Raw genomic sequence first — 23,009 nt, 5'->3', positions numbered from 1 at the left:
GGATCAAAAGTACATAAAGAAATAAGAAAACTATCTGATCCAGCTATATAGACCCGCTATCCTTGCCAGAAGGCTCGGCTACAATACCGGTTCCCGAAAGGCCACGGCCGGCGCTCGTCCCGCCATACCTGCCCGCCAAGGCAGATGGAGGCGTCCGCCGGCAAGAAGCGGCCCAACAGTTTCCCATTAAAAGCCGACCCGTTTTCCTGGAACCGAAATGACTCACGTTGTCACCGAATCCTGCATCCGTTGCCGCTATACAGACTGCGTTGACGTATGTCCGGTGGATTGTTTCCGCGAAGGCCCGAACTTCCTGGCCATCGACCCGGATGAGTGCATCGACTGCGCCGTGTGCGTGGCCGAGTGCCCGGTGAACGCCATTTACGCCGAGGAAGACGTGCCGGGCGACCAGCAGCAGTTCATTGAACTGAACGCCGAACTGGCGCGCGCCTGGCCTTCCATCACCAAGACCAAGGCCCCGCTGGCCGAGGCCGAGGACTGGAAGGACACCACCGACAAGCTGCAGTACCTGGAGCGCTGAGCGCGCCAGGCTGCAAAGAAGGCCGTCCCCACGCGCTTTCCGCAATGCCGGGCACCCGCGTGCCCAACCAACGTATCAGGACGAATATGGACTTGAGCATTCCAAATCCCGTAGCCGACACGACCAAGCAGGTCGAGGGCGGCAGCCCCGCAGGCGGCCAGCCGCTCGAAATCGACGCGCTGATCGTCGGTGCCGGTCCGGTGGGCCTGTTCCAGGTGTTTGAACTGGGCCTGCTCGAAATCAAGGCCCACGTGATCGATTCCCTGAAAGTCGTTGGCGGCCAGTGCGTGGAGCTGTATCCCGACAAGCCCATCTACGACATCCCGGCCGTGCCCAGCTGCACCGGCCAGGAACTGACCGACAACCTGCTCAAGCAGATCGAGCCGTTCGAGCCCACCTTCCACCTGGGCCAGGAAGTCTCCGTGGTGGAGCGCCGTGAAGACGGCCGCTTCTTCGTCGAGACCTCGCTCGGAACCCGCTTTATCACCAAGACCATCTTCATCGCCGCCGGCGTGGGCTCGTTCCAGCCGCGTACGCTGAAGGTCGAGGGCCTCGACAAGTTCGACGGCAAGCAGCTGTTCTACCGCGTCAAGGATCCGAGCCGCTTCCACGGCCGCAACCTGGTCATCGTCGGCGGCGGCGACTCGGCGCTGGACTGGACGCTGGACCTGGTCGGCAAGGCCGAGTCGGTGGTGATGATCCACCGCCGCGACGGCTTCCGTGCCGCGCCGGCCTCGGTGGCCAAGATGAAGGAACTGTGCGAACAGATGGAGATGCAGTTCCTGGTCGGCCAGATCGGCGGCTATGAAGAGAAGGACGGCGTGCTCACCGAGATCAAGGTGACCGGTGCCGACGGCGTGACCCGCCGCCTGCCGCTGGACGACCTGCTGGTGTTCTTCGGCCTGTCGCCCAAGCTCGGCCCGATCGCCGAGTGGGGCCTGGACCTGGAGCGCAAGCAGATCAAGGTGGATACCGAGAAGTTCCAGACCAATATCCCGGGCATCTTCGCCGTGGGCGACATCAACACCTACCCCGGCAAGAAGAAGCTGATCCTGTCGGGCTTCCACGAGGCCGCGCTGGCTGCGTTCGGGGCTGCGCCGTATATCTTCCCCGAGAAGAAGATCCACATGCAGTACACCACGACTTCGCCGAAGCTGCACAAGGTCCTGGGCGTGGAATCGCCGGTGTTCGACTGATCCGGCGCTGCACGGTGCCGCAGAAAAAAGCCGCCGCAAGGCGGTTTTTTTCTGGCACAAACGAAAAACCGTCGCTATAATGCGGCCTCGCTGTTGACCACCAACGTGGGACGCAGCCAGCCAGCCGCTCCGAAGCACCTGAAGACAAACAAAATGTTGGCAAGGTGTTGACGGCAAAAAGAGAAACTGGCTATAATTTCTTTCTCAGCTGTTCCCCGATAGCTCAGTCGGTAGAGCGACGGACTGTTAATCCGCAGGTCCCTGGTTCGAGCCCAGGTCGGGGAGCCAACCGATACGGAAGCCCGGTGCAAACGCACCGGGCTTTTTCGTTTGTAGCTCGTTGAGGCTTGCGCCCGGGGCTGCCGCAGCGCCCCTGCCCTTCGCCGCCCCTGCCCTCTTCCCTCCGTTTATCCCTGCAGCGTGTTGCCCGCGGCCTTCAGCGCCACGACGATAGCCTCCGCATTGGCTTCGACCCGATGCAGCGGCCCCGCCACCGACATCCCGTAGACGACGCCGCCGAGCGACACCGGAATCGCGATGGCCCCCAGGTCCGGGAACGACTCGCCGAAGTTCGGATACCACCCCTGCGCCTGCCATTGCTGCATCGCTGCCTCGAATACCCGCAGCGAGTCCACCGTGCGCCCGGTGCGCGACGCAAAGGAAACGCCGGCCAGCAGTTCCGCGCGGCTCTCCGCGGCCATGGTGCCAAGGATTGCGCGGCCGATGGAATTGACATGCGCGTCGCGCAGTTCGCCCGGCGCGGCGATATAGCGCACCGGGTTGGCGGACTCGCGCACCTCCAGGTAGAGCACGCGGCCGTCGTCCTGCAGCTTGCCAAAGATCACGGTTTCGCCGGTGTCATCGCGCAGCGACTCCAGCACCGGCTGCACCCGTTCGAGCAGCGGGTCGTTGCGCGCGATGCGCTGGGCGATATCGAGTAACCGCCGCGTGGGGTAATAACCCTGGCGGCGGCCGGTTTCGTACAGGTAGCCCAGCGACGCCAGCGTGCGGATCAGCCCCAGGCAGCTCGACATCGGCGCGCCGAGCAGCTTCGCCAGTTCGGTCAGCGTCAGCGAGCGCCCTTCGCGCGCATAGATCTCCATGATCTCGATCACGCGCAGCGCCGTCTTGACGCTGCCGTAGCCCGATTTTTCCGCCGCTTCGTTTTCTGCCATCGTTGGCTTCCTCGACTTCCGTGTGCTTTGGCCGGAATTGTACGCGGCGTGGGAACGGCACCCGCGGATCCCGGTGCGGCCGGATCAGGTACCGGTGCCGTCCTGCGCCTGTGGCAGACCTTCCGGCCAGCTACGGATATTGCCCGGCGTGCGCGAGAACCGCGTGGGGATGCCGACACCCCGCAGTCGCCCTTCGCTCGGATGGTCGTATTCGAACATCATGCCGGTGGCGCGCAGGTGCGGGTCATCCACCAGGCTGTCGAAATGCGGCAGCTCGCTGTGCGGGATATCGGCATCGCGCAGCAACGCCAGCCACTCCGCGGTGGTGCGCTGCGCGACGATCTCGGCCAGCGTGGCGTAGAGCGCGTCGATATTGGCGCTGCGCGCGGCTGGGGTCGCATAGCGCGGGTCGCGCGCCAGTCCGGCATGGCCTGACAGATCGAAAAAGCGCAGCCATTGCGCGCTGGTATAGGGCAGCAGCGCGAGATGGCCGTCGCTGGTGCGGTAGGGCTTGCGGTGGGCCGACATCACGCGCGGATAGCCGGCAGGGCCGAGCGGCGGCACGAAGGTCTGCCCGGCCAGCTGCTCGGTGGCGAGGAAGGACACCAGCGTTTCGAACATCGGCACCTCGATGGCCTGCCCCTGCCCCGACCGCTCGCGCTCATACAGTGCCATCGGGATCGCATAGGCGACGGTGAGGCCGGCGACCTTGTCCGCCAGGATGGTGTTCACGTACTGCGGCCCCTCGTTCGAGTTGGCGCCCTGGAACTGCGCCATCCCGCTGCGCGCCTGGATGATGTCGTCGAAGGCCGGCGCGCCGGCATACGGGCCCTCCTCCGAATAGCCATAGGCGCCGCAATAGATCAGCCGCGGATGATCCGCACGCAGCGAGGCATAGTCCAGGCCGAGCTTGCGCAACGACTGCGGCCTCACGTTGGAGACGAAGACATCGGCCGTGGCGATCAGCGACTTCAGCTCGGCCAGGTCCTCCGGCTGCTTGACGTCGAGCACGACAAACTGCTTGTTGCGGTTCAGGTTGAGGAAGCTGGCGCCCATCGCGGCGTGGCGCGCCGGCTCGGCATGGCGGAACACATCGCCGGCGGGCGCTTCGACCTTGATCACCTCGGCGCCCATGTCGCCGAGGATCTGCGTGGCGTACGGCCCCATCGCGACCGAGGTCATGTCGATCACCCGCACGCCCGCCAGTGGCCCGGTCGCGGGAGGCGCTTTGTCTTGCATCGTCACCTCCCGTTCAGTACGACTTGGGCAAACCCAGCACACGCTCGGCGATAAAGCACATGATCAGCTGCGGGCTGACCGGCGCGATGCGCGGGATATACGATTCGCGCAGCAGGCGCTCGACGCGGTATTCGCGCGAATAGCCCATGCCGCCCAGCGTCAGGATCGCGGTCTGGCAGGCGTTGTGGCCAGCCTCGGCGGCGAGGTACTTGGCGGCGTTGGCCTCGGCCCCGCAGGACTGCCCCGCGTCGTAGCGCGCGGCGGCCTTCAGCATCATCAGGTTGGCCGATTCCAGCTGCATCCACGCCTGCGCCAGCGGGTGCTGGACGCCCTGGTTCATGCCGATCGGGCGGCCGAAGACCACGCGCTCCTTGGCGTACTGCGTGGCGATTGCCAGCGCGGCGCGGCCCAGTCCGATGGCTTCGGCGGCGATCAGGATGCGCTCCGGGTTCAGGCCATGCAGGATGTATTCGAAGCCCTTGCCCTCTTCGCCGATCCGGTCTTCTTCCGGGATGTACAGGTCGTCGATGAACAGCATGTTGGTATCGACGGCGGCGCGGCCCATCTTGTCGATCTCGCGGATCTCGATGCGGCTGCGGTCCACCTTCGTGTAGAACAGCGACAGGCCTTCGGTCGATTTCTTCACCTGCTCCAGCGGCGTCGTGCGCGCCAGCAGCAGCATGCGGTCGGCCACCTGTGCGGTCGAGATCCAGATCTTGCGCCCGCTCACCGAATAGCCGCCCGGCACCTTGCGCGCGAAAGTCTTGAGCTTGGTGGTGTCCAGGCCCGCATCGGGCTCGGTCACGCCAAAGCAGGCCTTTTCCTCGCCGGCGATCAGCGGCGGCAGGAAGCGGCCCTTCTGCTCTTCGGTGCCGAACACCACCACCGGGTTCAGGCCGAACACGTTCATATGCACCGCCGACGCGCCGGTCATGCCCGCGCCCGACTGCGAGATGGTCTGCATCACCAGCGCCGCTTCCAGGATGCCGAGACCGGCGCCGCCGAATGCCTCGGGCATCGCCACGCCCAGCCAGCCGCCCTCGCACAGGGTCTTGTAGAACTCGTGCGGATAGGTGCCGGACTTGTCGAGGCGGTCCCAGTACTCCATGTCGAACTGCGTGCAGACCTGCTGCACGGCTTCGACGATCGATGCCTGTTCTTCGGAGAGATCGAAATGCATGAGATTGCCTGTCAGGTTGTTTATTCCGGCTGGATGCCCGCGTCCTTCACCAGCCGCGACCACTTCTGCAGTTCGGCCACGACAAACTGGTTCAGCTCGGCGGGCGTGCTGCCGAAGGGCTCGAAGCCCAGCGCGTGGAACTGTGCGGCATGCTGCTTGCTGGTGGCGATGGCAACCAGCTCGCGGTTGAGGCGCTCCACCACGGGCGCCGGCACGCCGGCGGGTGCGAATACGCCATTCCAGGACGTGATGTCGAAACCCTTAAGCTCGGGCGCGCTGCCGACCGGCGGCAGGTCCGGCAGCAGCGCACTGCGTTGCGCGGTGGTCACCGCCAGCGCGCGCAGCTTGCCGGCGCGCACATTGGCGATGCCCGCGGCAAAGTCGACGAACATCGCCTGCACCTGGCCGCCCATCACGTCGGTCATCGCCGGCGGCGTGCTCTTGTACGGCACGTGCAGCATCTTCAGGCCCGCCATCTTCGACAGCGTCGCGCCGGCGACGATGCCGGTGCTGTTGCCGCTCGCGTAGCTCATGCCAGGATGCGCCCTGGCGTAGTCGATGAATTCGCGCAGCGTCTTCACCGGCAATTGCGGGTTGACCACCAGCATGAACGGCAGGTTGCCCATGCGCGAGACCGGCGTGAAGTCCTTGACCGGGTCGTAGCGCAGCTGTTTCATCAGCGACGGGTTGGCCGAATGCGTGGTGTTGGTGGTCATGAACAGCGTATAGCCGTCGGCCGGCGCCTTGGCGACGAACTCGGCGGCGATAGTGCCGTTGGCGCCCGGCTTGTTGTCGACCACCACCGGCTGCTGCAGCGCTTCGCCCAGGTACTTGGCGGTCAGCCGGGCCACCGCATCGGTGCCGCTGCCGGCTGCGAACGGGACCACCAGGCGCAGCGGCCTGGACGGAAATTCATCGGCGGCCGGCGCCGGTGTTGCAAGCAGCGCGGCGGCACATCCCACCACCAGGCTGGCGAAAGCGGTCTTGAAGCACTTCACGGTCTGTCTCCTGTCGTTATATGAATTCTTGCCGTGGCGGGCCGCGTCTCAGGCGGGCCGTGTCACACGCTCGGGCGATTCCTCGTACGGTGGGGAATAGATCACCAGGATCCTGGCCGGCTCTTCGCTTACCACCGTGAACACATGCATCTCGTCCGGCGGGAAGAAGCAGCAATCGCCCGGTCCCAGTTCCTTGCGCTGGCCGCCGACTTCTGCGACGGCCCGGCCTTCCAGCACGTAGCACACCTGCTCGATGCCGGGGTGCGCGTGAGGCAGCGCGCCCTTGCCTTTCTCGATGGTGCCGTGAATCACTTCCAGGTGGCGCGAACCCACGGTCTCGGGGCCGATCAGCCGGCGGTTCAGCGTGCCGACGTGGTTGGCGGGGTGGTAGCCCTCGACCTCTTCGGCCGAGATGAAATAAACCGGGGGTTGCGGCACGCTGCTCTCCTTTGTGGATCTCGCCGTGCTGGGCGATTAATTCATATCTATGAATCTTAGTTTATACATATGAATTTAATCGTCAAACAATTTCAGGCATCTTGCGGGTTTACCGGTAGGCAGCGCTTGGGCCATCACCCGCGATTCCGGGTGGGCTGGTGGACAAGCGAAAAAATGCGGATAATTCGCGGCTTGCCGGCCTTTCCTACGGCGCCGATCGAACGCCATTCTTGACAGGTGCGTCGTATACGTGCCATAGTTACGGGCGTATAGCATTCATGGAAACCGGTACTGTCAGGCTCCAAGTTATATCCGGGCCTGGCGCTATCACCCCTGACACTGGTTGCACGGACTGAAACGTCCACATCTTTCAGGTTCGCGGGGGCGCACCGGGCACAAGCCCAGCGTGCAATACCAGTCGCTCCGGCGACAGCAGTTTCCCCCCGTGTGAACCAGCCGCTACCGCGGCAATCCCCTAAAGGACTGAATTGACTAAGATCGTCTTGAAACCCGGTGAGCCCGTTGAAGTTGCAATGCGGCGTTTCCGTCGTGCCATTCTGCAGACTGGCCTGATCGTTGAACTCAAGAGCCGTACCGCTTACGAGAAGCCGACGACCGAGCGCAAGCGCAAGAAGAAGGCCGCCGAAGCACGCCTGCGCAAGCGCCTGCGCATGCAAATGCTGCCGAAGAAGATGTACTGATTCGGGCAAGCTTCGTAAAAAAACCGCCAGTTCGCTGGCGGTTTTTTTACGCCTGCACGAAACGTGCGTCCGGGTCGCGCCCCAGGCTGGCGGCCTTTGCTGCACTGCGCCACCTGAGCGTTGCGCCGATGCCCGGCATAATGGCGGATATTGCGCCCCCTTTTGGGCGCCCACCGGACCCTGCCTTGACTGCCATCCTCGAGTTGCGCAAGGTGCGCAAGCAATACGGCGATACGGTCGTCGTCGATGACCTCGATCTCCAGGTGTTTCGCGGCCAGTGCTTTGGCCTGCTCGGCCCCAACGGCGCCGGCAAGACCACCACGCTGCGCCTGCTGCTGGGCCTGACCACGCCGATGGCCGGCACGCTGATGCTATGCGGCGAGCCCATCCCCGAGCGCGCGCCGCAGGCGCGCATGCGCGTGGGCGTGGTGCCGCAGTTCGACAACCTCGACCCGGATTTCTCGGTGATCGAGAACCTGCGCATCTTCGGGCGCTACTTCGGGCTGTCATCGACCGAGATCGAGCGCCGGGTGCCGAAGCTGCTGGAATTCGCCCGGCTGGAAAACCGTGCCGACGCGCAGGTGCGCGACCTCTCCGGCGGCATGCGCCGGCGCCTGACGGTGGCGCGCGCGCTGATCAACGATCCCGACCTGCTGGTGATGGACGAGCCCACCACCGGACTGGACCCGCAGGCGCGCCACCTGATCTGGGAGCGCCTGAAGTCACTGATGGCGAGTGGCAAGACCATCCTGCTGACCACGCACTTCATGGAAGAAGCCGAACGGCTGTGCAACTACCTGTGCGTGATCGACGGCGGGCGCAAGATCGCGGAAGGCAAGCCGCACGAGCTGATCGACAGCCAGATCGGCTGCGATGTGGTCGAGGTCTACGGCGATGAACTGGGCACGCTGCGCGGCACGCTGACACCGCTGGCGCAGCGCACCGAAATGAGCGGCGAGACGCTGTTCTGCTACGTGCGCGAGCCCGCCCCGCTGCTGGCGGCGCTGCACGGCAAGAACGGCGTGCGCTACCTGCACCGCCCGGCCAACCTGGAGGACGTGTTCCTCAAGCTGACCGGCCGCGAGATGCGGGACTGAACCAGGGACTGACATGAGCGAACAGGACCCCCGCACCGACACCTCCGACACCTCCGACACCTCCGACACGCCCGCCATCGCCACCCGGAGCGCTGGCCCGGCCGCGCGCCAGACCTATCCACAGCCGCTGCTGCCACGCAACATGCGCAACTGGATGATGGTCTGGTACCGCAACTACCTGGTGTGGAGGAAGCTGGCCATCCCGTCGATGATCGGCAACCTGGCCGATCCGATGATCTACCTGTTCGGCCTCGGCCTCGGGCTGGGGCTGATGGTGGGCCAGGTCAACGGCGTGTCGTACATCGCCTTCCTCGCCGCCGGCACCACCGCATCGAGCGTGATGATGTCGGCCAGCTTCGAGTCGATGTACTCCGCCTTCTCGCGCATGCACGTGCAGCGCACCTGGGAAGCGATCATGCACGCGCCGCTGACATTGGGCGACGTGGTGCTGGGCGAGATCTTCTGGGCGGCCAGCAAGGCGGTGCTGTCGGGCCTGGCGATCATGCTGGTGGCGGCCGCGCTGGGCTATGCGCAAATGCCGGGCGCGCTGCTGGCGCTGCCGGTGATCGTGCTGGCCGGCATTGCCTTCGCCGCGCTGGCGATGATCGTCACCGCGCTGGCGCCCAGCTACGACTTCTTTATGTTCTACCAGACGCTGGCGATGACGCCGATGCTGCTGCTGTCGGGCGTGTTCTTTCCGGTGGAGCAATTGCCCGAAGGCGTGCAGGCGGCCACCAGGCTGCTGCCGCTGGCGCACGCGGTCGATCTGATCCGGCCGCTGATGCTGGGCCGGCCCGTGGAAGGCGCCAGCCTGCATCTTGCCGTGCTCGCAGCCTATGCGGTGGCCGCGCTGGTGGTTTCGCTGGTGCTGCTGCGCCGGCGGATGTTGCGCTGAGGTTGCACGCGCGGGCTCAGGCGCTGCCCACCAGCTTGAGCCCGATTGCCCACACCACTTCGAACAGCCCTGCCAGGGCCAGCAGTGTCCATGCCATACCGAAATTTCCCGTTGCAGCGTACCGTGCGCAACGATAGCGGAGAACCCGCCACCTTGCAGCGCGTTGCCTTGGCGTTGGGAGCCGCGTTGGCTACCTTTTCGCTGGGCGGCTGCATGGTGATGGCCGTGGGTAGTGCCGCGGTTTCGACCGTGGCAACCGTCGGTTCCGCCGCGGTCAGCGTGGCCTCGACCGCAGTAGGTACTACCTACGACATCACCGCTGCCGGCGTGAAAGCGGTGGCCGGCAGCGACGATCCGCCGCCGGCGCAGGAAGCACCGTAAGCGCGGGCAGCCTCGCAGGCTGTCTTACTCGCCCAGGCCGCGCAGCAGGTCGGCCTTCAGGTCCTCGACCGATTCCAGCCCCACCGCCAGCCGGATCAGCCCTTCGCCCACGCCTGCGGCCGCCTTGGCCTCCGGGCTCACGCGTGCATGCGTGGTGGTGTACGGGTGCGTGATGGTGGTGCGGGTATCGCCCAGATTTCCGGTGATCGAGCACAGACGCGTGTTGTCGATCACGCGCCAGGCGTTGGCGCGCTGCTGCTCGGGCGTGGCGCCCTTCAGCTCGAACGAAACGATCGCGCCGCCACCGCTCTGCTGACGCATGGCAATCTCGTGCTGCGGGTGCGACTGCAGCGCCGGGTGGAACACGCGCGCCACGGCCGGATGCGACTCCAGGAACTGCGCCAGCGCCAGCGCGCTGGACGAATGGCGCTCCATGCGGATCGCCAGCGTCTCCATGCCCTTGAGCAGTACCCACGCGTTGAACGCCGACAGCGTCGGGCCGGCGGTGCGCACAAACGGGAACACCTTGCCCATGATGAAATCGTGCGAGCCCAGCACCGCGCCGCCCAGCACGCGGCCCTGGCCATCGATATGCTTGGTGGCGGAATGCACCACGATGTCGGCGCCGAACTTCATCGGCTGCTGCAGCGCGGGCGAGCAGAAGCAGTTGTCGACCACCAGCAGCGCATTGGCGTTGTGGGCAATGTCCGCCACGGCCGCGATGTCGGCCACTTCGGTCAGCGGATTCGACGGCGTCTCCAGGAAGAACAGCTTCGTGTTCGGCCGCACCGCCGCGCGCCACGCCTCGAGGTCGGTCGGATCGACAAAGGTCGTCTCCACGCCGAACTTGCCGAAGATATTGTTGAACAGCGTCATGGTCGAACCGAAGATCGCGCGCGAGCTGACCAGGTGATCGCCCGCCTGCATCGACGACAGCACCACCGACAGGATCGCGCTCATGCCCGACGCCGTGGCCATGCAGGCCTGCGCCCCTTCCAGCGCGGCCAGCCGCGACTGGAACATCGACACGGTCGGGTTGGTGAAGCGTGAATAGGTGAAGCCCTCTTCCGAGTTGGCAAAGCGTTCGGCGGCCTCGGCGGCGCTGTTGAAGCAGAAGCTCGAGGTCAGGTAAATGGCCTCGGAATGCTCCATGAACTCGCTGCGCAGCGTGCCGGCGCGCACGCCAAGGGTATCGATGCCGAGCGATTCAGGATTGAGCGGTTCGTTCATGCTGGTGGCGCGGTCGTACCCGCGCGAATGCAATGGTTGCGGCCCGCCGCGGCAAGGCGGCCGGCCATGAAAAAAGCCCGTGCGATCGGATGGTCGGATCGACGGGCTTGCTGTTCTGCGGCGGCCTTCGGCAGGCTGTGGCGATGGGTGGACGCGTTGCGCAGCACTGTGCGCATTGGCGAATCTTGCCGGCCACCATCTCTTTAGCTGTTTCGGGCTGGACCCGCGTCCGCAAGCTGACTATCAAATCGACGCCCGGCCATGTTACGGCCGGGCGTCGCATCCGTCAACGAACGGACATGCCGCGGGACAGGCTTGCGGCTTACTCGTTGTTGCCCGAGCGCTGCAGGTGCAGCGCCGAGCGCTCGGTGTCGGCCGCGGTGCCGTCGCGGTCGGCCTGGCTGCGCGCGGTTTCCAGGCGGTCCAGGTAGGCCTCGTCGATATCGCCGGTGACGTAGCGGCCATCGAAGCACGAAGCATCGAAGTCCTTCAGCGCCGGATTGATGTCGCGCACCGCCTGCTTCATCGCTTCCACCTCCTGGTACACGAGCTTGTCCGCGCCGATGATCTTTGCGATCTCTTCGTGCGTGCGGCCGTGCGCCACCAGTTCACTGCGGGTCGGCATGTCGATGCCGTACACGTTGGGGAACTTCACCGGCGGCGCGGCCGAGGCGAAGATCACCTTGTTGGCGCCGGCGTCGCGCGCCATCTGCACGATCTCGAACGAGGTGGTGCCGCGCACGATCGAGTCATCGACGATCAGCACGTTCTTGCCCTTGAACTCGACGCCCATGGCATTGAGCTTCTGGCGCACCGACTTCTTGCGCACTGCCTGACCGGGCATGATGAAGGTACGGCCGACGTAGCGGTTCTTGAAGAAACCTTCGCGGTAGTTCACGCCCAGGCGGTTGGCCACCTGCATCGCGGCCGGGCGGCTGGAGTCGGGGATCGGCATCACCACGTCGATGTCGCCGGCCGACACTTCCTGGCGGATCTTCTCGGCCAGGTAGTCGCCCATGCGCAGGCGCGCGTCGTAGACCGGTACGCCATCGATGCACGAATCCGGGCGGGCCAGGTAGACGTACTCGAAAATGCAGGACGTCAGCGCCGGGTTGTCGGCGCACTGCTTGCTGTAGAGCTTGCCGTCCAGGTCGATGAAGATGGCCTCGCCCGCAGCCACGTCGCGCTCGAACTTGTAGCCGATGCCTTCCAGCGCCACCGATTCGGAGGCAACCATCCACTCCTTGCCCGACGGCGTCTCGACGCTGCCCAGGCACAGCGGGCGGATGCCGAACGGATCGCGCACCGCCAGCATGCCGTAGCCGGCGATCTGCGCCGCGATGGCGTACGAGCCGCGCACGCGGCGGTGCATGCCCGCAACGGCCTTGAAGATGGTTTCCGGGTCCAGCGCCATGCCGTTGCTGGCGCGCTGCAGCTCGTCGGCCAGCACGTTCAGCAGCACTTCGGTGTCGGAGTGGGTGTTGATATGGCGACGATCGCGGCGGAACATTTCCTCGCGCAGCTGTTGCCAGTTGGTCAGGTTGCCGTTATGCGCCAGGATGATGCCGTACGGGGCGTTGACGTAGAACGGCTGCGCCTCTTCCTCGCTCGAGGCCGAGCCGGCGGTCGGGTAGCGCACCTGGCCGATGCCCGCGGTGCCCGGCAGGCCGCGCATGTTGCGGGTACGGAAGACGTCGCGCACCAGGCCGTTGGCCTTGTACATGTGGAAAGTACTGCCGTTGGCGGTGGCGATGCCGGCAGCATCCTGTCCGCGGTGTTGCAACAACAGCAGGCTGTCGTAAATCAGTTGGTTGACAGGCGTGGCTGAAACCACACCGACGATACCGCACATGCCAAGCTCCCAGGAAAGGCTTTGAATCAGGGGGCGCAGCCTGGTCCGGCTAACCTTCCGGACCGCAAGGCCTGCGTACTACTGGCCGGGCACCATGCCCGGCTTCATGTCATGTCTTGACGTACTTCGCCAGCTCCGGCGGCAGCCATGGCTTTACCGATTCCATGGCCTGCATCACATAGGGGCGGCTCACCGCATCGCGCCAGAACGGTTCTTCCGGCAATTTCGTCAGGCTGGCGAGCGTCACCATCACCATCACCAGCAGCGCGCCGCGCAGCAATCCGAACACCAGCCCGAGCCCGCGGTCCGCCGGCTTGAGGCCCGTGCTCTCCAGCAACTGCCCGACCACCATGCCGGCCAGCGACGCCCCGAGCACGGTGCCGATCAGCAGCACCACGAAACCCAGCGCGTGGCGTGCCAGCTCGCCGCCGGGCAGCGACTCGGGCATCCAGCCCGCGGCCACCGCGCCGTAGCGGAACGCGACCCAGAACGCCACCACCCAGCCGATCAGCGACAGCACCTCGCGCACCAGGCCGCGCAGCACGCCCAGCGCGCCCGAGGCCAGCAGGATGAAGACCACGGCGTAGTCGAAGAAAGTCGGCTGCATCGTTGCTCGCTGCCGCGCCCATGCGCCAGGCAGCGCTAGCCCTTACTGTTCGATTACCTTCGAGGTCAGGCCCGCCGCGCGCACGCGCTTGTCGGCGGCATCGGCGGCGTCGCGGTCGCTGAAGGGACCGGCGCGCAGCAGGATGCGCTCGCCGTCGGCCAGCACTTTCTTTTCCACATAGGCCGGCACCTTGCTCGCCTTGAGCTTGGCCAGCCAGGTCTTCGCCTTCTCTTCCGACGAGAACGCGCCGATCAGGATCAGGTACTTGCCGCTGCCCTGGGGCTTGGCCTCAGGCTTGGCTTCGGGCTTAGCGTCGGGCTTGGCCTCGGCGCGCTGAATGGGCTTGTCGGCGGGCTTGTCCGCCGTATTGACGATTTCCTCGCCGGCATCGAGCGCCGCCGCGTCGCTGCGGGCCGCCGGCGCCGGCGGCAGCGGGTCGGCCTTGCGCGGCTCGACGCGGGGCTTGCTGCTGCCCTGCCCGCCGCTCACCTTGACCGCGACATCGTCGGCCACCGGGCGCGGCTTGGTCTCGAACACGATCGGCAACACGATCACCGCGGCCACCACCAGCACCACGGCGCCGATCAGGCGGCGGCGCGCGCGCTGCTTCTGCGGGAATTCAGGGTCCAGCGTGTCGTCGGCATATTCGTCGGCGAGACGGCGCGACGAGGCGATGCCTGCACCGGGGTCGTTGCGCTGGCGGCGCGCACGCTCCGGTGCCGGGTCGTTGCCCTTGCGGGAAGAAAACAGCGAAAGCAGGCCCATAGATTGGTTCGGTGCGACAGCCCCTTCAGGCAGGGGCCGGTCGTTGCGTTTGCCGCTCAGTGCCAGGTCAGTTGGCTTGGGTGGCCCGGTAGGCCATCACGCCGGCGACGGTATAGAACGATCCGAAGACCAGAATTCTATCATTCTCGGTCGCTCTCTCCATGGCGTCGCGGAATGCCGCCTCCGGACTGGAAAAGCAGGCGGCGGTGGCGTCGGGGCCGGCGCGGAAACCGCCCCCCTCAAGTGTCGCCAGCACGTCGGCGGCGCTGGCGGCGCGCTCGGTCGGCAGGTCGCACAGGCACCAGTGGTCGACCTTGTCGGCCACATGCTGCAGCACGCCGGCAATATCCTTGTCCTGCATCGCGCCGAACACCGCATAGGTGTAGCGGAAGAAGCCCATGTTCTCCAGGTTCTGCCCCAGCGTGGCGGCCGCATGCGGATTATGCGCCACATCGAGGATCACCGCGGGCCGTCCCGGCAGCACCTGGAAGCGTCCCGGCAGCTCGACGAACGCCAGCCCGTTGCGCACTTCCTGCGCGCTCACCGGCAATTGCGGGCGCATGGCCTGCAGCGCGGCCAGCACGGCGGCGGCGTTCAGCAGCTGGTTGGCGCCGCGCAGCGCGGGGTAGCCCAGGCCATTGAGCTTGCGCCCGCCACCGCTCCAGTCCCATTGCTGGCGTTCCTGGCCCTTGGCCGCGTGGAAGTGGAAATCGCGGCCCACCAGCCACAGCTCGGCGCCGATGGCCTCAGCATGCGCCACCAGCGACTTGGGCGGCACCGGGTCGCCGCAGACCGCCGGCACGCCCGGGCGGAAGATGCCGGCCTTTTCAAAGCCGATTTCCTCGCGCGTGTTGCCCAGGTACTGGGTGTGGTCGATATCGACGCTGGTGACGATGGCGCAGTCGGTATCGATCACATTGGTCGCATCCAGGCGGCCGCCCAGCCCGACTTCGAGGATGATCGCGTCCAGGCCGGAAGCCGCGAAGAAATGGATGATCGCCAGCGTGGTGAACTCGAAGTAGGTCAGGCTGACCGGGTCGGCAAAGCTGTTGCGCGCGCGCTCGACCGCCTCGAAGTGCGGCAGCAGCTGCGCGTCGGTCGCCATCTCGCCATTGAGGCGCGCCCGCTCGTTGAACGAGATCAGGTGCGGCGAGGTATGGCAGCCCACCTTGTAGCCCGCCTCCAGCAGGATGCGCTCAAGCATGGCGCAGGTCGAACCCTTGCCGTTGGTGCCACCCACGGTGAAGACCGTGGCGTCGATGCGCAGCCCGAGGGCTTCCTTGACGCGCGTGATGCGCGTCAGGCCCATGTCGATGCCCACGGGGTGGGCGGTTTCGAGATGGGTAAGCCATTCGGGCAGCGTATGGAAGACAGGCATTTCAGGTGTGCGAGGAAAGCGTTTGCTACCAGATTCGGGCAGGCGGGCGCAAAGTCAAGTGCCGGCGCCGCTGGCGTCCAGAAAAGGCGAAAGGCGCGTCAACCACCCGCGCCTTCGGTACAGCGATATTTGCGGCGTTATGCCACCGCGTCGGCCGGCTGCTTCTGCAGCAGCGCCAGCAGCTGCGCCAGTTCGGCGCGCATCTTGCGGCGATCGACGATCATGTCGACGGCGCCCTTCTGCAGCAGAAATTCCGAGCGCTGGAAGCCTTCCGGCAGCTTCTCGCGCACGGTCTGCTCGATCACGCGCGGGCCGGCAAAGCCGATCAGCGCCTTGGGCTCGGCGATCACCACGTCGCCCAGGAAGGCGAACGAGGCCGACACGCCACCCATGGTCGGGTCGGTCAGCACGCTGATGAACGGCAGCTTGCTCGCGCTCAGCTGGTTCAGCATGGCCGTGGTCTTGGCCATCTGCAGCAGCGACAGCAGGCTTTCCTGCATGCGCGCGCCGCCGGTGGCGGTAAAGCAGATGAACGGCACCTTCTGCTCGAGCGCGGCCTGCGCGCCGCGCACGAAGCGCTCGCCCACCACCGAGCCCATCGAGCCGCCCATGAACTCGAACTCGAAGCAGCTCGCCACCACCGGGATGGTGTGGATGGCACCGCCCATCACCACCATGGCGTCGGTCTCGCCGGTCTCGTCCATGGCCGCCTTGATGCGGTCCGGATACTTCTTCGAGTCCTTGAACTTGAGCGCGTCGACCGGCACGATCTCCTGGCCGATCTCATAGCGGCCTTCGGCGTCCAGCAGCGCGTCCAGGCGCGCACGCGCGTTGATGCGCATGTGGTGGTCGCACTTGGGGCAGACGTGCAGGTTGGCCTCGACGTCGGTCCGGTACAGGGTGGACTCGCACGACGGGCACTTGACCCACAACCCCTCCGGGATACCCTTGCGGGTGCGGGGGTCGGTCTGTTGAATCTTGGGGGGCAGGAGTTTATCCAACCAGCTCATGAAAGCTCCTTTCGGATAGCTGCGCGCCGCCGGCAAACCCTGTGTCAGGGCGAACTTCGGCAGGTGGCAGGGAATCAACCCGCGAATTTACCACGGCGGGCCCGTGACCTCGAAGCGCGGCGCGCGTATTGGGCACGCCACGTCACTTCTTGATTCCTGCCAGGCAGTGATTAGGTTACTTTGCGTCCAGCGCCTGGCGGATCTCCGCGATAAACGCCTGCAGCGTTGCCACCGCCTGCTCGCGCGGCGTGTCTTCCAGCAACTGCACCAGGCGGCTGCCGATCACAACCGCGTCGGACACGCTGCCGATCGCGCGCGCGGTCTGCGCGTCGCGGATGCCGAAGCCCACGCCCACCGGCAGGTTGGCGTGCTGCTTGATCAGCGGCAGGCGCGACGCCACGCTGTCCAGGTCGATCGATGCGGAGCCGGTCACGCCCTTGAGCGAGACATAGTAAAGATAGCCGCTGGCGACCTTGGCCACCGCCTCGATGCGCGCATCGGTGGAGGTCGGCGCCAGCAGGAAGATCGGGTCCATGCCATGGTCGCGCATCAGCGCGGCGAACGACTCGCACTCCTCGGGCGGATAGTCGACCACCAGCACGCCATCCACGCCGGCCGCGCTCGCGGCCTTGGCAAAGGCCTCTTCGCCCATGCGCTCGATCGGGTTGGCGTAGCCCATCAGCACCACCGGGGTCTCGGCATTGGCCTGGCGGAACTCGCGCACCCACTGCAGCACCTGGGTCAGCGACACGCCCTGCGCCAGCGCGCGCTCGGAGGCGCGCTGGATCACCGGGCCGTCGGCCATCGGGTCGGAGAACGGCACGCCCAGCTCGATCACGTCGGCGCCGCCCGCCACCAGCGCGTGCATCAGCGCCACGGTCAGGCCGGGCTCGGGATCGCCGGCGGTGATGAACGGAATCAGGCCCTTTTTCTGCTGCGCGGCCAGTGCCGCGAACGTCTTCTGGATACGGGACATATCAGGGAATCAGGTGAGGCCGCGGCGCCGGCGAGGCGTCGTCGTTGGCGGCGGCCGGGGTTGGGGTGACGTCAGGCTCGATCGCGGGCATGGCTTGCGCGGCCGCGGCCACGCGCCCGCACGCCACCTGCACGTACTCCGGGTTGATCTCGTAGCCGACAAAGCGGCGGCCGTGGCGCAGGCACGCCACCGCGGTGGTGCCGCTGCCCGCGAACGGGTCCAGCACCAGGCCGCCCGGCGGGCAGCTCGACAGCACCATGCGCTCGACGATTTCCAGCGGCTTCTGCGTCGGGTGGTTGGCGCGTTCGGGGTCCTGCCGGTGGATGCGCGAGATGCTCCACAGGTCCTTGGGGTTGTAGCCCACCTCCAGCCACTTCTTGCCCTCGAAGCGCGGACGGCTGCGCGCCTTCTTGGTCTCGGGGTCGTACGGGATGCGGACCGGGTCGAGATCGAAGTAGTAGTCGCGCGCCTTGGCAAAGAAGCCGATGTTGTCGTGCACCGACGAGAACTTGCGCGTGGTGCCGCCCATGCTGGGCACGCGGCGGTCCCAGATGATCTCGTTGATCATCGTCAGGCGCCGCTTGAGCATCACGAACAGCTCCGGCGAGTACTGCCAGGTGCAGAACAGGTAGAGCGTGCCCTTGGGCGCGAGCTTGGGCACGACCGCGTCCATCCAGCGCTCGGACCAGTCCAGGTAGGCCTGGCCCGACAGCAGGTCGGAATCGTTGCCGTAGTCCTTGCCCAGGCCGTACGGCGGATCGGCGACGATCAGGTCGACCGAGCCGTCCGGCAGGCGGGCAATGCCCTCGAACATGTCTTCCTGGAACAAGTGCAGCGGCGGCGCGTCAATCGCGCCAGGCAAGCAGTCGGGCCCGCCGACGGCAAGGCCCTGGGGGTGGGGCAGCGCGCGCATCAGAGCTTGAGCCCCGCGCGCTCGGCCACGGTATGCATGTCCTTGTCGCCGCGTCCGGACAGGTTCACCAGCAGCAGCTTGTCCTTGGGCAGCGTGGGCGCCAGTTTGCACGCGTAGGCGATCGCATGGCTCGATTCCAGCGCCGGGATGATGCCCTCGATGCGGCAGCAGTCGTGGAAGGCCTTGAGCGCTTCCTCGTCGGTGATCGGCACGTACTGCGCGCGGCCACTGTCCTTGAGCCAGGCATGCTCGGGGCCGACGCCGGGGTAGTCCAGGCCGGCCGAGACCGAATGCGTCTCGATGATCTGGCCGTTGTCGTCCTGCAGCAGGTAGGTGCGGTTGCCGTGCAGCACGCCAGGCGTGCCGCCGGTCAGCGAAGCCGCGTGGCGGCCAGTGTCCAGGCCATCGCCGGCGGCTTCCACGCCGATCAGCTGCACGTCCTGGTGCTCGATGTACGGGTAGAAGATGCCCATGGCATTGGAGCCGCCGCCCACGCACGCGATCACGGCATCCGGCTGGCGGCCGGCCAGCTCGGGCATCTGCACCTTGGCCTCCTCGCCGATCACGCACTGGAAGTCGCGCACCATCATCGGGTACGGGTGCGGGCCGGCCACGGTGCCGATGATGTAGAAGGTGTTCTCGACGTTGGTGACCCAGTCGCGCATGGCTTCATTGAGCGCGTCCTTGAGGGTGCGCGAGCCGCTTTCCACCGGCACCACGGTCGCGCCCAGCAGTTTCATGCGGTAGACGTTGGCGGCCTGGCGCTTGACGTCCTCGGCGCCCATGTAGACCACGCATTCCATGCCGAAGCGGGCGGCGATGGTGGCCGTGGCCACGCCGTGCTGCCCTGCCCCGGTCTCGGCGATCACGCGCGGCTTGCCCATGCGCTTGGCCAGCAGCGCCTGGCCGATGACGTTGTTGATCTTGTGCGCGCCGGTGTGGTTCAGGTCTTCGCGCTTGAAGTAGATCTGCGCGCCGCCGAGGGTCTCGCTCCAGCGCTGCGCGTGGTAGATCGGCGACGGGCGGCCGACGAAGTGCTTCAGCTCGCGGCGGAATTCGGCATCGAACTCCGGATCCTTTTGGTAGTGCGCATAGGCTTCGCGCAGTTCGTCCAGCGCGTGGACCAGCGTCTCGGAAACGAAGGTGCCGCCATAGGGGCCGAAATGGCCACGGGAATCGGGCAGGTCGTACATGTCTGGGCTCTTTGAATCAGCGGCCTTGCCTTGGCTCGGCAAGGCTCGCCTGGTTGACTGGGTGTGCGATGCCCGCCCTGGAACTGCGGGGCGCGGTCTGCGGAAGGGATCGGGCTTCGGCCCGGTTCATCCTGCGCAGGCGCAGCGGACAGCGCGCACGAACTCGGCAATGCGGGCGTGGTCTTTCACGCCCTTGGCGGCCTCTACCCCGCTGCTGACGTCCACAGCGTAGGGCCGCACGCGTTCAATCGCGCCAGCGACGTTTTGCGCGTTCAACCCACCACTCAAAACGATGCGAGGAGCGCCGCTTGCGTTCGGGTTGCCGGTTGCCGGAACCGGAGGATTGGGCGGAAGCCATGCCGGAGGAATCAGGGTCCAGTCGAAGACGTGGCCGCCACCGCCGTAGCCTTCGACGAAGGCATCGAGCAGCAAGGCAGCGGCATCACGGTATTGGTCGGCAAATTCTACCAAATCGAGCCCCGGACGGACACGGGCGGCGCGCAGGAACGGCAGCCGGCAGCGCTGGGCGGCCTGGGTGCAGAACTGCGGGGTTTCGTCGCCGTGCAGCTGCAGCAGCGTCAGCGGCACGCGCTCGGCCACGTGGGCGATGTCTTCCAGTTCGGCGTTGACGAACAGTCCCGTCACCGCGACGAACGGCCCGGCGGCCTCGGCCAGCGCCGCGGCTTGCGCCACGTCGACGTAGCGGGGGCTCTTCGGGTAGAACACCAGCCCGATCGCGTCCGCGCCGGCGTCGACGGCGGCGCGCACGTCGTCTTCGCGGGTCAGGCCGCAGATCTTGATGCGGGTGCGCTGCGGCAGGTGCGCCGCACTGCCCTCAGGCTGCGTCATCGAACACTCCATGGAACAGGCTCGCGGACGGGTCGGCCGCGGGGATCGGGTAAGCATCAGGATACTTGACCCCGACCAGGTAGAGGCCATCCGGCATGAACGTGGGCGCCGCCAGCTTGCGGTCGCGCCCGGCGAGCACCTGCGCGAGCCACTGCGGCGGGTAGCGGCGCCGGCCCACCGCCACCAGGCAGCCCATCAGGTTGCGCACCATATGGTGCAGGAAGGCGCTGGCGCGAAAGCGCAGGAACACCCAGTTGCCGTCGTCGCGGATGGTGACGTCGTACATGGTCTTGACCGGCGACTTGGCCTGGCATTCGGCGGCGCGGAACGCGGAAAAGTCGTGCTCGCCGATCAGGTGCGCCGCGGCTTCGCGCATGGCGTCCACGTCGAGGCGTTGTCCGGGCGGCAGCATCTGGTAGCCGGCGCGGCCATGAACCATTGGCACCCGGTGCGGACCGGTGTAGAGCGCGTAGTAGTACATGCGCTCATAGGCCAGGAAGCGGGCATGGAAGCCTTCGTCGACCGGCAGCGCCCACTGCAGCGCGATCGACCGCGGCAGGAAGGCATTGACGCCACGCACCCAGGAGAAGGGCTCGCGTTCCAGCCCGGTATCCAGGTGGATCACCTGCCCCAGCGCGTGCACGCCGGCATCGGTGCGCCCCGCCACGGTGGTCAGCAGGCGCACGCCGGCAAAGCGCTCGATGGCGTCTTCGAGGTGATCCTGCACGGTATTGCGGTGCGGCTGCGACTGCCACCCGGAAAAGGCGGCGCCGTCGTAGTGCAGGCCAAGTGCGATGCGGTTCATGTCAGGGGAAAAAGCATGGCGGCGAGCAGGCGATGCGCGCCGGAAAAGCAAATGCGCCGGAAGGGACGCTTCCGGCGCATCGCTTCAGGCCGCGGCAGCGCGTGCCGCGGCGGACCGTCAATGATAGCTCAGGCCACTTCCAGCAGCAGCGAACGGGCCTCGGCCTGCAGCGGGTCCTGCGACTGCTCGACCACTTCCTGCAGCAGCTCGCGGGCCCCTTCCTTGTCGCCGATCTCGATATAGGCGCGTGCCAGGTCGAGCTTGATCTGCATGTCGCGCCCGCCGTCGAAGCCATCGGTCGACAGCGTGCTGGGCGAAACGCCGCGGGCCGTGTCGGGATTGGTTTCGTCCGGTACACGCGACAGGTCGATCGGCGCAGCCAGCTTGCCGTCGCGCAGCAGGGTGGTCGCTGGCAGCGGCGCGAAAGCCTCGTCCGCCGCGGCCGGCGCGTCACTGTTGGCCGACGGCCCACTGCCCAGGTCCAGCGAAAGGGCCGACATGTCGAACTCCAGCGGCCGCGAGCGCGTCGGCGTGTCCAGGCGCGGCACGTCGTGCACGTGCTCGTCCGCCAGCGGGTCGCTGGCACGGGCCGGGAAGTCCAGGTCCAGTCCGCCGTCCAGGCGCACCGCCGGCTCGGTCGGGTCCGAATCCGCACCGAACATCATTGCCGCCGACGCCGGCGCCACGATCGGGTCGCCCGCCGCGGGCGCCGGGAAGGCGTCCAGCGGCAACGCCAGGTCGCCCAGCGAGGGCTCCAGGCGCGGGATCGAAGCCGGATCCTGCGACGGGTCCTGTGTGCGCCACTGGTCCGTCGCCGGCGAGGCCGTATCCGGACCCGCGGCCTCCGGCGTCACCGCCAGGTACATCGCGTTGCCCGGCTCGAGCGCGCGCCCCATTTCCGCTGCCTTCAGCCATTCCGCACCGTGCCCGCCGGTCTGGGCGAACATTTCTTCTGCTATCACGCGGAAACCTTCCACATCCTGTCTGTTGCTGTAAATCTCCAGGAGCTTGAGCCGCACCGACTGCTGCTCCGGGCTCTTCTCCAGGGCTTCGCGCAGGATTTCCTCCGCCTGCACATCGCGCCCGTAGGCGATATAGACCTCGGCCTCGGCGATCGGGTCGACCTCGTTGGCTTCCGGCGTGTTGTTGCCGATGCGGAAGTCGGCACCGAACACGCTGTGCTGCGAGGTATCGACACTCTGGCCGCCGGCGGCACCGAACAGCGAATTGGTGCCGGCCATCACCGTGCTTTCCTGCGACAGGATGCTGTCGCCGAAGCCGGTCGCCTCGCCTTCCTTCTGCTGGCGGCGGCGGCGATAGATCGCGTAGACGCCGAGCAGCGCCACCACCAGGCCGCCGCCGGGCAGCAGCAGCGGGTTGGCCAGCAGGCCGTCAAGGAACGACGGCTCCTGCACCGGTGCGGGCGGGGCCACCACGGGCGGCGCCGGCTTGGCTGCCGGGGCCGATGCCGGCGCGGCAGCCGCTGCTGCGGCCTGCGGCGCCGAAGCCCCGGCGGCTGCCACCGCCGGCGCTGCGGCAGCAGCGGCACTGGCGGCGGCATCCGGCACGGCGGCGGCAGTGGCTGCTGCC

The 23,009-nt window shown here is 66.7% G+C and carries 23 protein-coding genes and 1 tRNA gene; 7 read left to right on the top strand and 17 right to left on the bottom strand.

The features are described 5' to 3' along the window. Positions 1–217: 217 nt before the first annotated feature. The 3 genes from fdxA to E1J61_RS18560 all read left to right on the top strand — a co-directional run bounded on the left by fdxA (position 218) and on the right by E1J61_RS18560 (position 2,025). Positions 218–541, top strand: a complete 324-nt coding sequence (gene fdxA, locus E1J61_RS18570) for a ferredoxin FdxA (RefSeq protein WP_133095510.1) — start codon at positions 218–220, stop codon at positions 539–541. Between the two features lie 86 nt (positions 542–627). Further along, complete coding sequence (locus E1J61_RS18565) at positions 628–1,737, top strand: NAD(P)/FAD-dependent oxidoreductase (protein ID WP_133095509.1); 1,110 nt, start codon at positions 628–630, stop codon at positions 1,735–1,737. Positions 1,738–1,949: 212 nt separating this feature from the next. Next, positions 1,950–2,025: transfer RNA gene (locus E1J61_RS18560), tRNA-Asn, on the top strand. A 119-nt stretch (positions 2,026–2,144) separates the two neighbouring features. Here the strand turns inward: E1J61_RS18560 and E1J61_RS18555 are convergent. From E1J61_RS18555 to E1J61_RS18535, 5 genes are all read right to left on the bottom strand, one after another. After that, positions 2,145–2,912: an IclR family transcriptional regulator gene (locus E1J61_RS18555; RefSeq protein WP_133095508.1), complete on the bottom strand. Its 768-nt coding sequence runs from the start codon at positions 2,910–2,912 to the stop codon at positions 2,145–2,147. Between the two features lie 84 nt (positions 2,913–2,996). Further along, on the bottom strand, positions 2,997–4,151 hold the full coding sequence (locus E1J61_RS18550) for a CaiB/BaiF CoA-transferase family protein (RefSeq protein ID WP_133095507.1): 1,155 nt from the start codon (positions 4,149–4,151) through the stop codon (positions 2,997–2,999). A 13-nt stretch (positions 4,152–4,164) separates the two neighbouring features. Next, complete coding sequence (locus tag E1J61_RS18545) at positions 4,165–5,331, bottom strand: acyl-CoA dehydrogenase family protein (protein WP_133095506.1); 1,167 nt, start codon at positions 5,329–5,331, stop codon at positions 4,165–4,167. Positions 5,332–5,351: 20 nt separating this feature from the next. Next, a complete protein-coding gene (locus E1J61_RS18540; RefSeq protein ID WP_133095505.1) occupies positions 5,352–6,329 on the bottom strand; it encodes a tripartite tricarboxylate transporter substrate binding protein in 978 nt (325 codons plus the stop codon). A gap of 48 nt (positions 6,330–6,377) precedes the next feature. Then, positions 6,378–6,767, bottom strand: coding sequence for a cupin domain-containing protein (locus E1J61_RS18535; protein ID WP_133095504.1), 390 nt, complete (start codon positions 6,765–6,767; stop codon positions 6,378–6,380). A gap of 488 nt (positions 6,768–7,255) precedes the next feature. Here E1J61_RS18535 and rpsU point away from each other — a divergent pair, with 488 nt between their 5' ends. From rpsU to E1J61_RS18510, 4 genes are all read left to right on the top strand, one after another. Beyond that, positions 7,256–7,468, top strand: coding sequence for a 30S ribosomal protein S21 (gene rpsU / locus E1J61_RS18530; protein ID WP_010814647.1), 213 nt, complete (start codon positions 7,256–7,258; stop codon positions 7,466–7,468). Between the two features lie 140 nt (positions 7,469–7,608). Continuing rightward, on the top strand, positions 7,609–8,565 hold the full coding sequence (gene nodI / locus E1J61_RS18525) for a nodulation factor ABC transporter ATP-binding protein NodI (protein WP_205751667.1): 957 nt from the start codon (positions 7,609–7,611) through the stop codon (positions 8,563–8,565). A 13-nt stretch (positions 8,566–8,578) separates the two neighbouring features. Further along, the gene (locus E1J61_RS18520; RefSeq protein WP_133095502.1) at positions 8,579–9,460 is read left to right on the top strand and encodes an ABC transporter permease; all 882 of its coding nucleotides are present in this window, start codon (positions 8,579–8,581) and stop codon (positions 9,458–9,460) included. A 90-nt stretch (positions 9,461–9,550) separates the two neighbouring features. Further along, positions 9,551–9,841, top strand: a complete 291-nt coding sequence (locus tag E1J61_RS18510) for a hypothetical protein (protein ID WP_240745887.1) — start codon at positions 9,551–9,553, stop codon at positions 9,839–9,841. A 24-nt stretch (positions 9,842–9,865) separates the two neighbouring features. On the opposite strand, the gene E1J61_RS18505 is transcribed toward E1J61_RS18510, so the two are convergent. The 12 genes from E1J61_RS18505 to E1J61_RS18450 all read right to left on the bottom strand — a co-directional run. Beyond that, complete coding sequence (locus tag E1J61_RS18505) at positions 9,866–11,071, bottom strand: O-succinylhomoserine sulfhydrylase (protein WP_133095501.1); 1,206 nt, start codon at positions 11,069–11,071, stop codon at positions 9,866–9,868. 322 nt (positions 11,072–11,393) lie between these two features. Then, on the bottom strand, positions 11,394–12,923 hold the full coding sequence (gene purF / locus E1J61_RS18500; protein WP_133095500.1) for an amidophosphoribosyltransferase: 1,530 nt from the start codon (positions 12,921–12,923) through the stop codon (positions 11,394–11,396). A gap of 109 nt (positions 12,924–13,032) precedes the next feature. Continuing rightward, positions 13,033–13,530 carry a CvpA family protein gene (locus tag E1J61_RS18495; protein WP_029046270.1) on the bottom strand — a complete coding sequence of 166 codons (498 nt, stop codon included), beginning with the start codon at positions 13,528–13,530 and terminating at the stop codon, positions 13,033–13,035. Between the two features lie 42 nt (positions 13,531–13,572). Beyond that, positions 13,573–14,295 (bottom strand): SPOR domain-containing protein, encoded by a 723-nt coding sequence (locus E1J61_RS18490; RefSeq protein WP_133095499.1) that lies wholly within the window; start codon positions 14,293–14,295, stop codon positions 13,573–13,575. A gap of 67 nt (positions 14,296–14,362) precedes the next feature. Continuing rightward, positions 14,363–15,673: a bifunctional tetrahydrofolate synthase/dihydrofolate synthase gene (folC, locus tag E1J61_RS18485; RefSeq protein WP_133095498.1), complete on the bottom strand. Its 1,311-nt coding sequence runs from the start codon at positions 15,671–15,673 to the stop codon at positions 14,363–14,365. 137 nt (positions 15,674–15,810) lie between these two features. Next, positions 15,811–16,683, bottom strand: coding sequence for an acetyl-CoA carboxylase, carboxyltransferase subunit beta (gene accD / locus E1J61_RS18480; RefSeq protein ID WP_133095497.1), 873 nt, complete (start codon positions 16,681–16,683; stop codon positions 15,811–15,813). A gap of 175 nt (positions 16,684–16,858) precedes the next feature. Next, positions 16,859–17,659, bottom strand: coding sequence for a tryptophan synthase subunit alpha (trpA, locus tag E1J61_RS18475; protein ID WP_133095496.1), 801 nt, complete (start codon positions 17,657–17,659; stop codon positions 16,859–16,861). Position 17,660: 1 nt separating this feature from the next. Next, entirely contained in the window at positions 17,661–18,572 is a 912-nt protein-coding gene (locus tag E1J61_RS18470; protein WP_133095495.1) for a site-specific DNA-methyltransferase, read from the bottom strand. Further along, the gene (gene trpB / locus E1J61_RS18465) at positions 18,572–19,765 is read right to left on the bottom strand and encodes a tryptophan synthase subunit beta (RefSeq protein WP_116346157.1); all 1,194 of its coding nucleotides are present in this window, start codon (positions 19,763–19,765) and stop codon (positions 18,572–18,574) included. Before trpB ends, E1J61_RS18470 begins: the two co-directional genes overlap by 1 nt. A 126-nt stretch (positions 19,766–19,891) precedes the next feature. Then, a complete protein-coding gene (locus E1J61_RS18460) occupies positions 19,892–20,614 on the bottom strand; it encodes a phosphoribosylanthranilate isomerase (RefSeq protein ID WP_133095494.1) in 723 nt (240 codons plus the stop codon). Next, a complete protein-coding gene (gene truA / locus E1J61_RS18455; RefSeq protein ID WP_133095493.1) occupies positions 20,601–21,419 on the bottom strand; it encodes a tRNA pseudouridine(38-40) synthase TruA in 819 nt (272 codons plus the stop codon). Before truA ends, E1J61_RS18460 begins: the two co-directional genes overlap by 14 nt. A gap of 128 nt (positions 21,420–21,547) precedes the next feature. Further along, positions 21,548–23,009, bottom strand: a 1,462-nt coding sequence (locus E1J61_RS18450; protein ID WP_305791059.1) for a FimV/HubP family polar landmark protein, incomplete at its 5' end; no start/stop codon positions are given.

Origin of the sequence: Cupriavidus sp. L7L (assembly GCF_004353535.1) — a bacterium.
In the GTDB taxonomy this organism is placed as follows: domain Bacteria; phylum Pseudomonadota; class Gammaproteobacteria; order Burkholderiales; family Burkholderiaceae; genus Cupriavidus; species Cupriavidus oxalaticus_A.
Note: the sequence above shows the minus strand (reverse complement) of the source record. Positions and strands in the feature narration are given on the sequence as shown.

Coding starts and splice junctions, on each gene's coding strand:
- E1J61_RS18495 (WP_029046270.1), bottom strand. CDS start 13,530: ATGCAGCCGACTTTCTTCGACTACGCCGTGGTCTTCATCCTGCTGGCC.
- E1J61_RS18490 (WP_133095499.1), bottom strand. CDS start 14,295: ATGGGCCTGCTTTCGCTGTTTTCTTCCCGCAAGGGCAACGACCCGGCA.
- E1J61_RS18505 (WP_133095501.1), bottom strand. CDS start 11,071: ATGAACGAACCGCTCAATCCTGAATCGCTCGGCATCGATACCCTTGGC.
- E1J61_RS18460 (WP_133095494.1), bottom strand. CDS start 20,614: ATGACGCAGCCTGAGGGCAGTGCGGCGCACCTGCCGCAGCGCACCCGC.
- E1J61_RS18470 (WP_133095495.1), bottom strand. CDS start 18,572: ATGCGCGCGCTGCCCCACCCCCAGGGCCTTGCCGTCGGCGGGCCCGAC.
- nodI (WP_205751667.1), top strand. CDS start 7,609: ATGGCGGATATTGCGCCCCCTTTTGGGCGCCCACCGGACCCTGCCTTG.
- accD (WP_133095497.1), bottom strand. CDS start 16,683: ATGAGCTGGTTGGATAAACTCCTGCCCCCCAAGATTCAACAGACCGAC.
- purF (WP_133095500.1), bottom strand. CDS start 12,923: ATGTGCGGTATCGTCGGTGTGGTTTCAGCCACGCCTGTCAACCAACTG.
- truA (WP_133095493.1), bottom strand. CDS start 21,419: ATGAACCGCATCGCACTTGGCCTGCACTACGACGGCGCCGCCTTTTCC.
- E1J61_RS18565 (WP_133095509.1), top strand. CDS start 628: ATGGACTTGAGCATTCCAAATCCCGTAGCCGACACGACCAAGCAGGTC.
- folC (WP_133095498.1), bottom strand. CDS start 15,673: ATGCCTGTCTTCCATACGCTGCCCGAATGGCTTACCCATCTCGAAACC.
- trpA (WP_133095496.1), bottom strand. CDS start 17,659: ATGTCCCGTATCCAGAAGACGTTCGCGGCACTGGCCGCGCAGCAGAAA.
- E1J61_RS18510 (WP_240745887.1), top strand. CDS start 9,551: ATGCCATACCGAAATTTCCCGTTGCAGCGTACCGTGCGCAACGATAGC.
- E1J61_RS18545 (WP_133095506.1), bottom strand. CDS start 5,331: ATGCATTTCGATCTCTCCGAAGAACAGGCATCGATCGTCGAAGCCGTG.
- E1J61_RS18550 (WP_133095507.1), bottom strand. CDS start 4,151: ATGCAAGACAAAGCGCCTCCCGCGACCGGGCCACTGGCGGGCGTGCGG.
- E1J61_RS18555 (WP_133095508.1), bottom strand. CDS start 2,912: ATGGCAGAAAACGAAGCGGCGGAAAAATCGGGCTACGGCAGCGTCAAG.
- E1J61_RS18520 (WP_133095502.1), top strand. CDS start 8,579: ATGAGCGAACAGGACCCCCGCACCGACACCTCCGACACCTCCGACACC.
- trpB (WP_116346157.1), bottom strand. CDS start 19,765: ATGTACGACCTGCCCGATTCCCGTGGCCATTTCGGCCCCTATGGCGGC.
- fdxA (WP_133095510.1), top strand. CDS start 218: ATGACTCACGTTGTCACCGAATCCTGCATCCGTTGCCGCTATACAGAC.